The sequence below is a fragment of the Gilvibacter sp. SZ-19 genome (assembly GCF_002163875.1).
GTDB lineage: Bacteria > Bacteroidota > Bacteroidia > Flavobacteriales > Flavobacteriaceae > Gilvibacter.
Window position 1 is genome coordinate 2,672,934 of sequence record NZ_CP019333.1, and the last position, 16,424, is coordinate 2,689,357.

The 16,424-nt window shown below is 44.4% G+C and carries 13 protein-coding genes; 9 read left to right on the forward strand and 4 right to left on the reverse strand.

The features are described 5' to 3' along the window. Positions 1-29 precede the first annotated feature (29 nt). The 4 genes from pgi (at position 30) to hisS (ending at position 5,804) form a co-directional block, all read left to right on the forward strand. Positions 30-1,595 carry a glucose-6-phosphate isomerase gene (gene pgi, locus BTO09_RS12435; RefSeq protein WP_087525563.1) on the forward strand — a complete coding sequence of 522 codons (1,566 nt, stop codon included), beginning with the start codon at positions 30-32 and terminating at the stop codon, positions 1,593-1,595. A gap of 198 nt (positions 1,596-1,793) precedes the next feature. Continuing rightward, positions 1,794-2,801, forward strand: a complete 1,008-nt coding sequence (locus BTO09_RS12440; RefSeq protein WP_157663506.1) for a hypothetical protein — start codon at positions 1,794-1,796, stop codon at positions 2,799-2,801. Positions 2,802-2,910: 109 nt separating this feature from the next. Next, positions 2,911-4,458 carry a YifB family Mg chelatase-like AAA ATPase gene (locus BTO09_RS12445; protein ID WP_087525092.1) on the forward strand — a complete coding sequence of 516 codons (1,548 nt, stop codon included), beginning with the start codon at positions 2,911-2,913 and terminating at the stop codon, positions 4,456-4,458. Positions 4,459-4,535: 77 nt separating this feature from the next. Beyond that, positions 4,536-5,804 (forward strand): histidine--tRNA ligase, encoded by a 1,269-nt coding sequence (gene hisS / locus BTO09_RS12450; RefSeq protein WP_087525093.1) that lies wholly within the window; start codon positions 4,536-4,538, stop codon positions 5,802-5,804. Here the strand turns inward: hisS and BTO09_RS12455 are convergent. From BTO09_RS12455 to BTO09_RS12465, 3 genes are read right to left on the reverse strand one after another with little or no spacing between them, the layout of a single operon-like run. After that, on the reverse strand, positions 5,801-6,976 hold the full coding sequence (locus tag BTO09_RS12455) for a succinylglutamate desuccinylase/aspartoacylase family protein (RefSeq protein WP_157663507.1): 1,176 nt from the start codon (positions 6,974-6,976) through the stop codon (positions 5,801-5,803). The two genes, hisS and BTO09_RS12455, sit on opposite strands and share 4 nt — an antisense overlap. Continuing rightward, entirely contained in the window at positions 6,969-8,498 is a 1,530-nt protein-coding gene (locus tag BTO09_RS12460) for an HPP family protein (RefSeq protein WP_157663508.1), read from the reverse strand. Before BTO09_RS12460 ends, BTO09_RS12455 begins: the two co-directional genes overlap by 8 nt. 36 nt (positions 8,499-8,534) lie before the next feature. After that, a complete protein-coding gene (locus BTO09_RS12465; RefSeq protein ID WP_087525096.1) occupies positions 8,535-8,846 on the reverse strand; it encodes a hypothetical protein in 312 nt (103 codons plus the stop codon). Between the two features lie 204 nt (positions 8,847-9,050). On the opposite strand from BTO09_RS12465, the gene BTO09_RS12470 reads away from it, so the two are divergent. The 5 genes from BTO09_RS12470 to BTO09_RS12490 all read left to right on the forward strand — a co-directional run bounded on the left by BTO09_RS12470 (position 9,051) and on the right by BTO09_RS12490 (position 15,519). Next, entirely contained in the window at positions 9,051-11,915 is a 2,865-nt protein-coding gene (locus BTO09_RS12470; protein ID WP_087525097.1) for a pitrilysin family protein, read from the forward strand. Positions 11,916-11,985: 70 nt separating this feature from the next. After that, positions 11,986-13,218 carry an Nramp family divalent metal transporter gene (locus BTO09_RS12475; protein ID WP_087525098.1) on the forward strand — a complete coding sequence of 411 codons (1,233 nt, stop codon included), beginning with the start codon at positions 11,986-11,988 and terminating at the stop codon, positions 13,216-13,218. Further along, the gene (gene pxpA, locus BTO09_RS12480; protein WP_087525099.1) at positions 13,206-13,949 is read left to right on the forward strand and encodes a 5-oxoprolinase subunit PxpA; all 744 of its coding nucleotides are present in this window, start codon (positions 13,206-13,208) and stop codon (positions 13,947-13,949) included. Before BTO09_RS12475 ends, pxpA begins: the two co-directional genes overlap by 13 nt. Next, positions 13,946-14,668 carry a 5-oxoprolinase subunit PxpB gene (gene pxpB, locus BTO09_RS12485; RefSeq protein WP_087525100.1) on the forward strand — a complete coding sequence of 241 codons (723 nt, stop codon included), beginning with the start codon at positions 13,946-13,948 and terminating at the stop codon, positions 14,666-14,668. Before pxpA ends, pxpB begins: the two co-directional genes overlap by 4 nt. Then, on the forward strand, positions 14,665-15,519 hold the full coding sequence (locus BTO09_RS12490; RefSeq protein WP_087525101.1) for a biotin-dependent carboxyltransferase family protein: 855 nt from the start codon (positions 14,665-14,667) through the stop codon (positions 15,517-15,519). The genes pxpB and BTO09_RS12490 overlap by 4 nt, the downstream gene beginning before the upstream one ends. On the opposite strand, the gene BTO09_RS12495 is transcribed toward BTO09_RS12490, so the two are convergent. Continuing rightward, the gene (locus BTO09_RS12495) at positions 15,516-16,343 is read right to left on the reverse strand and encodes an N-acetylmuramidase family protein (protein ID WP_087525102.1); all 828 of its coding nucleotides are present in this window, start codon (positions 16,341-16,343) and stop codon (positions 15,516-15,518) included. The genes BTO09_RS12490 and BTO09_RS12495 overlap by 4 nt on opposite strands. Positions 16,344-16,424: the final 81 nt, after the last annotated feature.

Here is a 16,424-nt window from a genome sequence, read left to right on the forward strand (position 1 = left end):
AATTTGCAGGGATAACCAAAGAGAAAAAAATGAGTTTTCCGTCTGTAAATCCGACACAAACCAAAGCCTGGGCAGCCTTAACTGCTTTATTTGAAAATACTGCTAACACCAATTTGCAAGATCTTTTTAAAGAGGATGCCAACAGGGCAGCAGCCTATAGTTTGCAATGGCAGGATTTTTATGTGGATTTTTCTAAAACCCATATAAATGCTGCAATAAAAGAGGCCTTGCTGGATCTTGCTTCGGAGGTTAAACTTAAGGAAGCTATTGCTGCTCAATTTACAGGAGAACACATTAACCAGACCGAAGATCGCGCTGTGCTACATACGGCATTGCGTAACTTCTCCGCTATGAAGCCAGAGGTTTCAGAGGTCTTGGCGCAGATAAAGTCATTTACCGAGCAGGTCATTTCTGGGGCTTGGAAAGGCTATACCGGTAAAAGCATCACCGATGTAGTGAATATAGGAATAGGAGGGAGCGACCTTGGTCCGGATATGGTTGTGGAGGCCTTGCGCAACCAACGTAACCATTTGAATGTTCGATTTGTATCGAATGTAGAGGGCGATCACGTTATCGAGTCATTAAATGGATTAGACCCAGAAACCACTTTGTTCATCATTGTTTCTAAAAGTTTTACTACCCAAGAAACCCTTATGAACGCCCAGACCATCCGCAAATGGTTCTTACAATATACCTCCGAAGAGAACATCGCAAAACACTTTATTGCCGTTAGTACCAATATTCCGGCGGTAAAAGACTTCGGAATTGACCCTAACAACATCTTTACCATGTGGGATTGGGTCGGAGGTCGTTTTTCACTTTGGAGTGCCGTAGGTTTGAGCATTGCATGTGCGATCGGCTATGAGCAATACGAGGACTTGCTCCGAGGCGCACACGAAATGGATCAGCATTTTGCAAACACCCCTTTTGAGCAGAATATCCCGGTTATGTTGGCCCTCATCTCTGTTTGGTACAACAACTTTGTAGGCGCCGAAAGTGAAGCCGTTATTCCATATACGCAGTATTTGACCAAGCTGGTTCCTTACTTGCAGCAAGCCATAATGGAGAGTAATGGGAAAGGAGTTGATCGCAACGGAGAGGTGATCGATTACCAAACGGGGACCATAGTTTGGGGATCTACAGGGACCAATGCCCAACACGCTTTCTTTCAATTGATCCACCAGGGCACTAAAGTGATCCCTGCGGATTTCATCGGCTTTAAAAAAGATCAGCACAACCAGAAAGCGCATCAAGATGCACTTATGGCCAATTTCATTGCCCAGACCCAAGCTTTAATGACGGGAACTGTAGGGCAGCAGGTAGATTCGCCGTTTAAGGTGTTTACAGGGAATCGTCCTACCAATACGATTCTGATAGATCAACTGAGTCCTAATTCCCTCGGAAAGCTCATTGCCCTTTACGAGCATAAACTTTTTACTCAAGGGGTGATCTGGAATATTTTTAGTTACGATCAGTGGGGTGTGCAATTAGGTAAAGTTTTGGCTAAGAACACTTTGAGTGATATTGAGTCTGGACATGTTTCTGAAACACATGATGGTTCTACTCAGGCCTTATTACAACATCTAAGTAATTAAAAAACAAGGTTTTAAAATTTTTTTAAAATTTCTGCGCAACCTTTTCAAGTTTTCTGGACTATTTAATAACTCCACAGGTGCAGGCGCAAGCACCACGAGTTAAGTTAGTCTGTTAAGATAAGAGCGACTGCCGCCCGGTAGTCGCTTTTACATTTCTTTATAGTACCTTCACAAGAGCAACACTAATCTTAATCTGTCGTGCGTAAAATTGTCTTTTTGGCCGGCCTGTTTTGCCTTACAGGATTGGCGCAACAAACTCAGCAACGAACCTCTGTTTTTGGAGATTATTATCCTATTAGTATTAAACCCACTGTTCGCTACCTCTCCAGTATGGTAGAACAAGAAGAGATACTTTTTGATGCCAATCCGGTGGTTTATTACAGCTTTTACAACAATATGGTCAAGAACTTGCAAGACGTGAATGACAAACGTTTTAGCAGTACGTTTTACGCTAGCTTTCAGCCACATATCCGCATGTATAACGAGAATTCCCGACCTGTTAAAACGCCTTCTTATCGTGTTTTCCTGGGCTTTCAGTTGCTGCGGAAGACAGATGGAAACCACTTTGTTGCTGCTGCTTTAGAATCTGGACATTATTCCAACGGCCAATCAGGATGTGCCTTCGACACCAACTTAGACGACGAAACTTCGCCCTGCGATGCCGTTTATGCGGCTATAACCGATCAAACCAATCTGTCTGACATTCTCAACAGAGTCAACGGAAACTTTTCTACGAACTTCACTAGAGTCAGTGGGAACTTTAGACTCAACAACCTTAAAAAGAATACGCCGTATCAGGTGCATTCCTTTACCGGTTGGTATGAATTGTGGCACAACAATATGTTCTTTGTGGCAGACATTGGGGGTTATAATCCGCTAGATATTGATATCTATGGGCGCCATAGAATGGGCTTTGAATATGAATACCTACACACCTATAAAGAGACGCTTAAATATTCGGTCGGCTTCCGCTTACAAGGTATATCCGGAGCGCACCCCAGCGTGGAACCGCTACGAACAGAGGTCTTTGGTACCTGGTATCCTTTTAAAAGTGACTTTGGCTTTTTTGTCAGTTATATCTATGGTCATGACAATTACAATTACCGTTTTGTCGATTCCGGAAATCAAGTAAGCGTAGGGGTGAGTTGGGACTGGTTTACTCCATTTGAGATAAAACGTGCAGAGGCCTTGGTTTCCGAGCAATAGTTTGAACTACATTTTTATGAATCGTGTGGTATAAGTATAGCTTAGCCCTCAAATTTTCGTTCTCGCTTTGTTAGCTTGCTAGGGTATTACTCCTCCCAATCATTAAGCTATGCTTACAAAAGTATTCGGGAGTGCCGTTTTCGGTATAGATGCAACCACCATTACCATAGAGGTCCATGTAGATAATGGCATAGGATATCATTTGGTCGGCTTACCAGATAACGCGATCAAAGAAAGCAATTACCGCATTGCTGCAGCCCTGCTCACACACAACTTTAAAATCCCAGGCAAAAAGTTAACCCTCAATATGGCTCCGGCAGATCTTCGAAAAGAAGGCGCCGCTTACGATCTGCCTTTGGCTATGGGAATTTTATTGGCCAGTGAGCAAATCGCCCAAGAATTCGATCCGGAAGCTTATATCATGATGGGAGAACTTTCTCTGGACGGTACGCTGCAACCCATCAGAGGAGCATTGCCCATGGCAATAAAGGCAAGGGAAGAGGGCTTTAAACGTATGATACTTCCCGCCCAAAATGCCGAAGAGGCAGCCATAGTTCGAGGACTTGAGGTGTATGGGGCTCAGTCCATCGGAGAAGTAATTGATCATTTTAATAAAGGGACGGCCTTAAAACAAGTTTTGGTAGATCCAAACTTGCTTTTTGCAAAGCAAAATGACACTATCAGTATGGATTTTGCCGATATCAAAGGGCAAGAAAGTATTAAACGCTGTATGGAGGTGGCAGCTGCAGGAGGCCATAACATATTGCTGATCGGGCCTCCGGGCTCTGGCAAGACCATGATCGCCAAAAGGCTCCCGTCTATTTTGCCACCCATGACCTTGGACGAAGCCTTGGAAACCACTAAGATCCATTCTGTTGCAGGTCGCACCAAAGAGGCAAAAGGCATACTAACCCAGCGCCCCTTTAGAAGTCCTCACCATACCATAAGTGATGTGGCTTTGGTAGGAGGAGGCACCTATCCTCAGCCAGGGGAGATCTCACTTGCGCATAATGGCGTATTGTTCTTAGATGAACTCCCAGAGTTTAAACGAGCAGTTCTGGAAGTTTTGAGACAACCCTTAGAAGATCGAGAAGTTTGTATCTCTCGCGCCCGTTTCAATGTTACCTATCCGGCTAGTTTTATGATGGTTGCTAGTATGAATCCAAGTCCAGGAGGCTATTTCAACGAACCAGATGCTCCTGTGGTCAACTCTCCGCAGGAGATCCAAAGGTATTTAGGGCGTATCTCAGGTCCCTTATTAGACAGAATGGATATGCATATTGAGGTTAACCCTGTGGGGTTCGATAAACTAAGCGATGCTCCGGCAGGAACTTCTAGTGCAACTATAAGAGCTCGGGTTATAAAGGCAAGGGCAATCCAGGAGCAGCGATTCAAAGATCAAGAAACAGTGCATTACAATGCACAAATGCAGTCTAAGGCTATTAGAAAGTATTGCACGTTGGATCAAGCTAGTAAAGAACTCTTAAAGCAGGCCATGGATCGTTTGGGGCTATCTGCTCGAGCGTACGATCGGATATTGAAAGTTGCGCGTACCATGGCAGATCTGGATGGAGCTTCTCAGATCAAAGAGGAGCATTTACTAGAAGCCATTCAGTATCGCAACCTGGATCGACCCGGTTGGATGGGTGGGCTTTGAAAATAAGGAGCGCGGTATTTCTGCATCTGTAGTGCAATTGCTATTTTTGTGGCATCTTAAAAATCCAAAGGGAACCCATGAAGATATTAAAGACACCTCCTCAGGGCATGCGCGAGTTCACAGCCGATCAAAAGGCGATTCGAAATTACATCCAAAATGTGATCTTGGAGCATTATCAAACCTTCGGATTCAGACAGATCGAAACTCCCTGTGTGGAGAACATCGACTTGCTATCCAGCGGACAAGGTGGAGAGAACGAGAAGTTGATCTTCAAGATCCTTAAACGAGGAGATAAATTGGCTAAATCTAGTATGGACGACTTGGCCGATCTCGGGCTGCGCTTTGACTTGACGGTGCCTTTAGCGCGTTTTTACGCCAATAATATGGGCCAATTGCCCAAGGTGAATAAGTTTATTCAGATAGGAAATGTTTGGCGTGCAGAGCGACCTCAAAAAGGGCGTTACCGCCAATTCACCCAATGCGACATAGATGTCATTGGAGACCCTACTTATTTGGCTGAGTTGGAACTTATCTCTGCCACTACTGCAACTTTGAAGCAATTTGGCTTAGACGGTTTTGAAGTAAAGATCAATGACAGGCGCCTTTTAATGGCTATTGCCAATTACTGCGGATTTAACGAAGATCAAGCCGCAGAGGTCTTTATCATTTTAGACAAACTGGACAAGATCGGTATCGGTGGAATCAAGGAAGAATTGGCTACCACTGAGCTAGATCAACAGCAATGTGACACATTTATAGAAATAGTTTCCTCCTTTACCTCACATACTTTCGAAGACTTTATAACTGCTAACGAATCACAGCAAATAGTTCCTGCCGAACTGCTGGAAGATCTAAAATTCGTGATCGATACCATTCAAAAGGAAACAGGCTCTGGCATAGACATAGCCTTTGATCTTTCTTTGGTTCGCGGAATGGGTTATTACACCGGAATGATCTTCGAAGTCAAGGTTAAGGGCTACTCGTGGTCCATTGCCGGAGGTGGGCGTTATGACCGTATGATAGGGCGTTTCCTCGGTGGAAAACAACAAGTGCCAGCTTGTGGTTTTTCGATCGGCTTTGAGCGCTTGGCTTTGATATTAGAAGAACAAGGCTTTGAAATTCCGGACAGCCGCAAACGCATTGCGCTCTTAGGCAATAAAGATGCAGATTCTATACGAGCAATGCGCGAGCACGCAGCTTCACTTAGAGCGGATGGCAATACTGTTTTGCTTGATTATAAGGCAAAAAATCTCGGAAAACAATTAGATGACTTCAAGGCAATGGGATATACTGCCTTTGCTTTTGTAAATCCAGGAGAGACTATAGAACTGCGTGATTTGAGTTAATACCAAGTCGCCTTCTTATAAGCCTCGTGCTTAGAAGCCGCCTCTCGGTTGGTCACTATGAGTTCTTCTGCGGACCTTTCCTTTTTTCTATACCCGAATAGATGCAACACTTCTGTGGTAAAGAACCGCGCTATCTTAAGATCGATCCTTAATTTACTTTTGTCTTCGGTCATCCAATGTACTCCGGGAAGTAAAGGAAATACCTTATCCACACGTAATTTTCTAAGTATTTTACTCAGGCCCAAAAAGAACGCAGGCACACTGCGAATTAGAAAATAACCGTCTTCTCCTTGTCCCTGGTATAAGGGCATGAACAATTGCCCTTTCTGATCTAAGACCATGGCCTGGTCACCATCGTAGCCTAAAAGTGTTCCAGAGGGAACCTGCTGAAAATTACGGTAACCAGGATTTAGTTTAAAAGCTTCTCGCCGCTGCACTTGATGTCTGTGGATGATCTCGTAGAACTGTTCCAGATCACTGCACTGGCGTCCTAGTCGGAGTCGCTGTTCTTGCTCTGACCCATCAGCAATAAGTCCTATGATCTCTAGGGACAAACGCGCAAAATCGTAGCAATTCTGAATACTCAAGGGATCGTCGTGTTGCCCTGCTTCAAAACCAAAGGCCACATACCCGAGTTCGTTGATATAACTCAGCAGTGGTCCTTGCAGATACTCCTCAATCCCTAAAACAACGGGTAGGGGATAGTGCTGCGTAAAACGGCGGTTCAACAAGCTGTCATTTACCGTTAAAAAAGGCGCTGTGGGTCCCGAAGTCGTGTGTAGGTCCATAAAATAAAAAGGACCTTTATGTTGATCAACTATATTTTGCAGCGCGTACCATAACTCGAGCTGCTCTTTTTGTTCGGAGTTCAATGCATCTTGTTGGGAGAGTGCGGCAATTTCTCCCTTGGACCATATTCTATTTAGATCGACCTCACAATAGCGTTGCCCCGTTTTTAATGCCGTTTTATTACCAATTAGGCCATAAACGGAACCCGCTATAAACGCTCGCTGCTCTTGGAGCTCTTGCAATAACTGTTTTAGCGCAACTATACCGGCAGGTTCATTACCGTGGATCCCACCTATGAATATCACTACAGGACCATCATCCTTTACAATGGGTGGGGCAATTGATCGAGATTTTATGAGGTCTAGGCTTTGTAGATCAGCCATCGATAGGTTCAGGGTCATAGAGTTGTATATCTTTAATGGTCACAATACCTACTAAGGTTCCTTTCTCGGTTACCGGCAAACAGCCAATTTCATGATGCTTCATGATCTTTATAGCTTCTTGTATATCCGTATCTGGTGCAACACTAACAACCGCCTTAACCATAATGTCGCCAACGCTTAAGCCATCGTCTATAGCTACGGCATAATCGGTGTGAATTACATGGGTCCAAGTAAGCAATCCTATCAATGAATCGTTGCGATCAACCACAGGAACGTGATGTATGTTCTTCCAGTCCATAATACTGGTCGCCAAGGCGGCTAAGTCATCTTCGCGCACTGTGATAACCCCTGTGGACATGATCTGTGAGATTCTTTCTGGCGGATCCATGGCTTTAAAATCACAGAGTGGTCCCCAGTCTGCAATACAGTTATCTTCTTGTTGGTAGTCGAACATGGTCTTAGATAGCATGCGTCTTGCAGCATCTTTACCGTATTTTTTGCTCGCCTCACGATAATTGGAAACAATCCATTTTGATCCGTCTTTGGCGTGTAAGCGTTTGTCTATGATGGTCAAATATCGTTGAATATCCGCAGGGTCTATTCCTGTAGACTTTAATCCTGACTCTGCCATAGGAAGCAACTCTCGCCCAATTAGTTTTTTTACGCCCAAACTCTCGCCCATCCATTCCATTACCGATTCAGAACCATATCGGGCAGCTTTTAAAAAGTTATTCTTGGCCGATTTAAAGTCCATGGCGGTGATCATATCGTCGCAGGCGCTAGGTCTGGCTTTCATAAGACCAACCCAGAGCGCAAAGTTTGCCATTTCATCCTGTACCGTAGGTCCAGAAGGCACATAGCGATTCTCTATACGCAAATGCGCTTTTCCTCCGCCTACACCATAACAAGCGCGGTTCCAATTGTAAAGCGTGCCATTGTGTAGGTTTAGGGCTTCTAATTTAGGAGCCTGTCCGGCTCGCGCCATACGCAATGCATCTTCTTTGATCTCGTGATGTAAGATCACCGTATGCGCTGCTATTTCGTTTCTAAATATGGAACTCACGTCGCCTTGAGCCCAAGCCGTTCCGAATTGCACTCGAGGCTGCTTATTTATTAGTGCTGAGCGTGTAGGTCTGGTGTCAATACTTTGTCTAAACAGTGCAATACGGGTCTCTTTCCACAATTCTCTTCCCAATAGCAAGGGAGAATTGGTACAAATCCCAAGGATTGGACCTGCTAGCGCTTGCGCCCAATTAAAGCTCGATATAAAATCCTCCGGATCGATCTGTAAATGCATTTGAAAACTGGTATTACAGGCTTCAAAAAGCACAGAATCGTGGAGTATGCTTAGTTCTTCTACACCGCGGATATGTAATTGAAAGTCACTGCCACGCGTGTGTTTGATCATGTCGTTAAGGGCGTAATACCTTGGGCTGGGAGTCATATAGTCCAATTCCAAATACTTGGGCCCGATAGTGGGAAGTATTCCTGTGAGTAGGATCCTGCTGCCCGCTGCTTCCACGTGTTTCTTGGCAAGTTGTAGGTGTCCTTTTAACGCTTATTCCATCTCGCTAAAACATTTTCCTTCCAGCTTTAAGGGATCCAGGTTGATCTCTAGGTTATATCGAGCTAATTCGGAAGTAAAATGCGGATCGGTTATCTCAGCCAAGATCTCCGGAGCGTTGTGAGCAGGCTGCCATTGGGCATCAGTTAAGCAAAACTCTTGTTCCGCTCCTATACGGGTAATTCCAGATTCGATTTGCCCTGTGGCCAGCAGGTGATCCAAGGCCTTGATATCGTTGAGCAAATGTGCTAAGAATTCGGCCTTTGCCTGACTTTGTGTCAATCCTGCTACGTCATGTCTTCCCATATTGAAGCGTTTAATAGTTGCTCTTCAAGTTTAGGCTGTTTTAAGCGCCTAAAACATGATTTTGGTCAGTTGACCGTCAAATAGGTTCACTTGAGGAGTGTTTTACGCCTTTATTTACGGGCTTTTTAACAGATATTTTAGAATTCCATCCGCAGTAAGGAAACCCGAATTACCTATCTTTAACCCACTTAAAAAAAATCAATCATGCGAAAATCAATCAAACGCAGTCTGTTGTTAATTCCTGCAGCACTGCTCGTCTTTGCCACTTCGTGTAAAGAGGGAGGAGCAGCAGATTCAGCAAACAGCGATCTCACTCTTGAATTCGAGAAGTACGAACTAGAAAATGGTCTGGATGTAATCTTGCATCAGGACAAGAGTGACCCTATCGTATCTATGGCTATCCAATACGGTGTTGGTTCTAACAGAGAAAAGACCGGACGAACTGGTTTTGCTCACTTGTTTGAGCATATGTTGTTCCAAGAGTCAGAGAACGTGGGGCAAGATCAGTTCTTCAAGAAGATTCAAGATGTTGGAGGAACACTTAATGGTGGTACCTGGAAGGATGGAACCATCTATTACGAAGTTGTTCCTAAGAACGCTTTGGAAAAGATTATGTGGTTAGAAAGTGACCGTATGGGATTCTTCATCAATACGGTGACAGAATCAGCTTTCTACAATCAACAAGAAGTAGTTCAGAACGAAAAGCGCCAGCGCGTAGATAACAATCCTTACGGACATACTGGCTGGGTTATCGACAAGAACATCTACCCGGAAGGACACCCGTATAACTGGCAAGTTATTGGAGAATTGGTGGACTTACAGAACGCCACTGTGGAGGATGTTCGTGAGTTCTATGACAAATACTACGGACCAAATAACGCTACGCTCGTTATTGCCGGAGACTTCGAAACAGAGGAGATCAAGCCAATGATCGAGAAGTACTTTGGCGAGATCAAAAAACGTCAAGAGGTAGCGCCACTAGAGCCTATGCCTGTTACTTTAGATGCTACCAAGCGTTTAATGCACGAAGACAACTTCGCTACAGCGCCTCAGCTTAACATGGTTTACCCAACACTTCAGCAATATACAGACGATGCTTACGCCTTGGATTTCTTAGGGCAGTTGTTGTCACAAGGAAAGAAAGCTCCGTTGTATAAGGTATTGGTAGAGGAAAAGGAATTGACCTCTCGCACAACAGCTTTTAACAACTCTCAAGAAATTGCAGGTGCCTTTAGAATCATCATTACCGCTAACGAAGGTAAGACACTTCAAGAGGTAGAAGATGCGATCTTCGAGGCCTTCGCTATGTTCGAAGAGCAAGGAGTTACTGACCGCGACATTGAGCGTATCAAGGCAAGCCTAGAGACAGATTTCTACAATCAGATCAGCAGTGTACTTGGAAAGTCATTCAACTTGGCGCAGTACAATGTTTTTGCTGGAGATCCTGAATTCTACAAGAAAGACTTGGAGAATATCCAGAGCGTGACCAAAGAAGACGTAATGCGAGTTTACAATACGTACATCAAGGACAAGCCGTATGTATTGACCAGTTTTGTGCCAAAAGGAAAGCCAGAATTGGCTGCGAACAATTCTGAGGTAGCTCCGGTAGTAGAAGAGGAGATCAAAGAGAATGTTACTCGTGAGATCGTTGATACAGAAGAAGAGATCGCTAAGACGCCTTCTGCCTTTGACCGTTCTGTAGAACCAGAAGCTGGCGACGCTCCTGCACTTAATATTCCTACAAGCTGGAAGTCTGAACTAGATAACGGCATGATGGTTTACGGAATTTCTCAAGATGAGATCCCGACAGTAAACTTTAGCCTGATCATCGAGGGAGGACACCTACTTGACGATCTTTCTAAAAACGGTGTTGCCAACCTAATGAGCGATATCATGATGGAAGGAACCGCCAACAAGACTCCGCAGGAATTAGAAGAAGAGATCGAATTGCTTGGAGCGAGTCTAAACATGTACACTACACGTGAATCTATCGTGGTACAAGGAAATACCTTGGTGAGAAACTTTGATAAGTTGATGGCTTTGGTAGAGGAGATCCTATTAGAGCCACGTTGGGATGAGGCGGAATTCAACCGTATCAAAACAGCTACTATTAACAGTATTAAGCGTTCTGATGCTAACCCTAATGCAGTAGCAAACCGCGTATGGAACAAGATGCTTTACGGAGAAGGACACCCATTTGCTTACCCAACTAGTGGTACTGTGGAATCTGTAGAGGCAATTACTATGGACGACCTAAAGGCCTTCTACCAGAAGAACTTTTCACCTTCTATTAGTCGCTTCTTAATTGTTGGTAAGATCGATCAAGATCAAACTATAGCCGCGCTAAACAGTTTGGAATCTAACTGGGCAGCTAAGGAAGTAACAATCCCAGAATTCCCGGTAGACACTTCTCGCGATAAGTCAACCCTTGCTTTTGTAGATATTCCAAACGCCAAGCAATCGGTGATCAACATTGGTTACTTGTCTATGGCAAGAGACAATCCAGATTTCTATCCGGCAGAGGTGATGAACTACAAACTCGGAGGCTCGTTCTCTGGTAATGTGAACCTGATCCTTCGTGAGGAGAAAGGTTATACTTATGGAGCGCGCTCTGGTTTTAGCGGTACTAAAATCCCTGGAACCTTTAACGCGAGTTCTAGTGTAAGAACCAACACCACTGGTGAATCTGTTGAGATCTTTAGAGATCAGATCAAGGCTTACAAAGAAGGAATTTCAGAAGAAGACCTTGAGTTCACTAAGAACGCTATGATCAAGTCTAATGCGCGTCGTTTTGAGACTCAATTCTCATTATTGGGAATGCTTTCTGAAATGAGCAACTACGGCTTAGCTCCTAATTACATCGAGCAGGAAGAAGCTATCATCAATAATATGACTTTAGAACAGCACAAGGAGCTTGCCAATAAGCTATTGGACGAGAACCGCATGCTTTACTTAGTAGTTGGTGACGCCGCTACCCAGTACGCACAGTTCAAGGACATGGGCTTTGACGAGGTGAAATTGGTAGATAAAGATGCTAAAGAAGTAGAACTGGAAGACGTGAAAATGTAATTTCCATTTCGACGAAAATAAAAAGGAGCTCCATACAGAGCTCCTTTTTTTATTTTTTAACTTTAGTGCGATGCGTAAAGCTTGGTATAAGAAAATTGGCCCAGCGACCTTGATCGCTGCTGCTTTTATTGGCCCTGGGACTGTAACTGTTTGCACCTTAGCGGGAGTGAATTTTGGCATGAACTTACTCTGGGCACTGCTGCTTTCCATGCTCGCAACTATCGTACTGCAAGAGATGGCTGCTCGTTTAGGTTTAATCACTGGTAAAGGCCTGGCAGAAGCTATCCGATCGCAACTCAGCAATTCAGGGCTCAGAAATACAGCGTTGATCTTAGTGTTTGCCGCCATTATTATTGGCAATAGTGCTTATGAGGCAGGAAATATAAGCGGCGGTGTCTTAGGTTTGCGCGAGTTGATTCCCAATACGCAATTCAGTTTATTCGGATTTCCCTTAGAATCCTTGGTGATCGTTATTGGCCTGGTGGCCTTTATCTTGCTTTATTTGGGGACTTACAAGCTTTTGGAGCGCGTACTTATGGGCTTGGTTTTGCTGATGAGTCTTTGCTTTCTAATTACAGCCGTACTGACCGGACCAGACCTCTTATCCTTACTCAAAGGCTTATTGATCCCGTCCGCGCCTCAAGACAGTATATTTACCATCATAGCGCTAATTGGAACCACAGTAGTGCCTTACAATTTGTTTTTGCACGCAGCATTGGTCAGTGAAAAATGGCAATCGAGTTCAGATCTGGGATGGGTGCGCAAGGACACGCTAATTGCTGTTGGTGTGGGTGGCTTGGTGTCTATGGCCATTTTACTCTGCGGAGCAGCACTGCAAGGCATGTCGGTTAATTCGGCTGCCGATCTTGGCAAGGGTCTAGAACCACTACTAGGAGGCTTTGCCAAATATTTTATAGCCCTAGCACTCTTTGCCGCGGGGATTACTTCGGCTATCACAGCGCCTTTGGCGGCTGCTTATGTGGCTAGAGGTTGCTTCGGATGGGACGCTGGACTAAAGGATTTAAGATTCCGCAGTGTTTGGATGATGGTACTATTTGTCGGTGTATTTTTTGCCCTTAGCGGGAGTAGCCCTATAGCCATCATTCAGTTTGCCCAAATAGCCAACGGGATCGTCTTACCGCTTATAGCGATCTTTTTACTTTGGGCTGTCAATAAAAAAGGTCTATTAGGTCAATTTGTGAACACTAAGCTGCAAAACTTATTAGGATTGTTGATCATTCTAATATGCGTGTTACTTAGTGGCAGAACACTTTACAAACTCATTACCACATGGCTGGCTTAAATTATAGCATAGACCTAAACGCAGATGTAGGCGAGGGCATTGCTACCGAAGCAGAGATCATTCCATTGCTAAGCAGTTGCAATGTGGCTTGTGGCGGTCATTATGGAGACAGGGACAGTGTTTTAAAGACTTTAGCTATAGCTCGCAAAGCAGGAATTAAAGTAGGGGCACACCCGGCTTATCCAGACAAAGCCAATTTTGGTCGAAAGGTCATGAACATAGAAGTTGAGCGCCTAAAAGACGAGCTTTTAAGCCAATTAGAACTGTTCTTTAGCTGTTGTTCGGAACTTGATATACAAGCGCATCATATCAAACCCCATGGTGCGCTTTACAACCAAGCCGCTAAGAATCTACAGACCGCAAAAGTTATCGTTGAGGTCGTGCATTCCATCGATCAAAAATTACCACTATACACCTTGCCTGGTGGCGTCTTGGATTCCTTGGCAAGCGATCTGGAGATTATTCCAGAAGCTTTTATAGACCGCCGCTATAATGCCGATTATACTTTAGTGTCCAGAAGCTTAGCTACCGCACTGATAACTGACCCATCCGAGGCTTGGCAGCAATTGGAAATGCTTGTAAAGCAAGGGCACATCCGCAGTGTACAGGGAACCATGATCCCAATAAAGGCCAAAACATTCTGTGTGCATAGCGATTCCCCAGGGGCTTTGGATTTATTAACTCATATTCACCAGCAAATGGCGGCGAATAATATGCAATTGGCAATATGAACAGTTTAAAGATCAGATCTTTTGGCCCACAGACACTGCTTATAGAATGGCCACAGCTAATTAGTCCTGAGATCCATGCCGAGCTGTTGGCTTACCGGAAATTGTCCAAATTATTCGCAGATCAGATCGCAGAAACAGTCATAACCTATAATGCCATTGCCTTACACTTAAAACCAGGGCATTCTCCAAATGCCTTAAAAGCGGAGTTGGAAGAGACCATTAGTTTAAATGAGGTAAGTCCCTTACCGCCAAGTATGCGTTGGGATTTGCCAGTGTGTTATGACACACAACTCGCCATGGACCTCGAAGAACTCGCCCAAGAAAAGCAAATGAGCAAGCAGGAACTCATCAAGTTACACAGTGAGGTGGATTATCATATCTATTTCTGCGGATTTTTACCGGGCTTCATTTATTTGGGAGGACTCAACAAAGCCCTACACAGTCCAAGACTAGCGGTGCCAAGAACTCATGTTCCCGCTGGTTCTGTTGGTATTGCTGGGTCTCAAACAGGAATATATCCCAGCCATAGTCCAGGGGGTTGGAAGATCATAGGCCGATGTCCGGTACCTGTGTTCGATCCGCGAAACGATGACAGGCCGAGTCCCTTTTTTGCAGGACAACTCATCCGCTTTGTACCAGTAGATCTCAAAGAGTATCATGCTATTGAGCAAGAAGTTGCTAAAGGAAGCTATGAACTTCTAAAAACGGAATTGACATGATTACAGTCATTCATCCAGGGTTATTATCGAGCTTGCAAGATGCCGGGCGGTTTGGCTATCGCAGTTTTGGAGTTCCTTGGAGCGGTCCTATGGATAGCTTTAGTGCCGGAATGGCCAAAGAGTTGGTGCAAAATACTCCAGAAGACGCGGTCTTGGAATTTTACCAAAGAGGGCCGAGCTTGCAATTCGATGCCGATGCCGTAATTGCTGTTACCGGACAAAATTTCGAGCTCGTGATCGATGGAGAACCAAAATCACTGTTCAGGGCTCATAAGGTCAAGTCTGGACAACTACTGAGCATAAACTCCCTGGCAGCTACCAATTTTGGATATCTTGCTATAGCAGGCGGCTTTGATTCTGAGCGGGTTTTGGGAAGTAGATCCTATTGTCCGGGTATCACTAATCATATTAGGTTAGAACGAGGGGACAAACTCAAGTTCAATAAAAACCACAGCATAGAGGTGCCGAGTTTGTCGCGAGTTAAGTCCATTGCTCATATTTTCCAAACTGAGCACATTGAAGTTACACCAGGGCCGGAATACGACAGACTCAGCCTAGAACAAAAGGAAATACTGTGGAATAGCTCGCATACACTCAGCAGAAATATAAACCGTATGGGATATCGTTTTAATCCTACACCTGGCTTACATTCAGATGGGATCCTAACTGGGCCTGTACAAGCAGGAACGGTACAGTTGACACCAGGAGGAGAACTTATAGTACTAATGCGAGACGCACAAACTACAGGAGGATACGCGCGTATCTTACAATTAATGCCGGATGCGATTAGTGTGTTAGCACAACAGATTCCGGGAACAACTTTACAGTTTAGACTAAAAACTACAACTTAAAGACTTTTGTATTTCTGGTAGGCCTTTTCTAGCTTAATATCGTATTTATTCTGAGCGAAGCCTGGTCCGTTATAACCACGAGCAAAGGCAGTCCAATTTTTAGACTGTAAATGTCTGATCAAATTATTCGCTAAGCAAAAACTGCCAAAAGCCTCTAAATGAGCTCTTTCGTGGGTGTATATATGAGCTACATAAGTATCGACATTTTGATACCCCAAGAGGTCGTAGTGAAATCCCATGATCTGAAAGGCCCCGTAAGAAGCTGAGCAGTAGGCTGCGTCGTGAACTGCGTCCAAATCGCTCATTCCCGCTGCTTTTTCCAAACGGTCGTATTCTTGCTCACCGCCTTCGTAAAAAGCTTTTGTCCAAGACTTGTAAAGTACATTGGCCGTTCTGTCCTCCATAAAATCCTCTGGTCTCAAACCGCGTTTCGCCAATTGCTTCCAAAAGATATGCCCTTCGAATAAGATGCGCGGTCGGCCATCTAAAAGGAATCCTTTACCGCTACTTTCTATTTCGTTCACAGCCTTTACTGCAGCCAGTTCCAGGTTGTAACGAGAAGCAAAATCTATAAGGTCTTGTTCGGCTAAGAACTTATCGTTAAAGCGTGTTAAATTATCGTGCGCTGCAATTAGTACCGACCAGGTCTTTGGACCCACAATGCCATCTACCACCAAATTGTTTTGCGATTGAAAGTCCATAACGGCTTTCTGGGTATCCAGACCAAAGAATTCCGAGATCTTGACGCGATAACCTAAAGCGACAAGCATTTCTTCTAAGGTGTGAACGTCGGAGCCTTGGGATCGATGTCTTAGCGTTCTCATAATTGTCTTTTTGTTAAAGGTAGACGCTATTGGCTTAAGCTACAAGAGGATAAACCCTGTACTTTATTTAAACCCTTTATT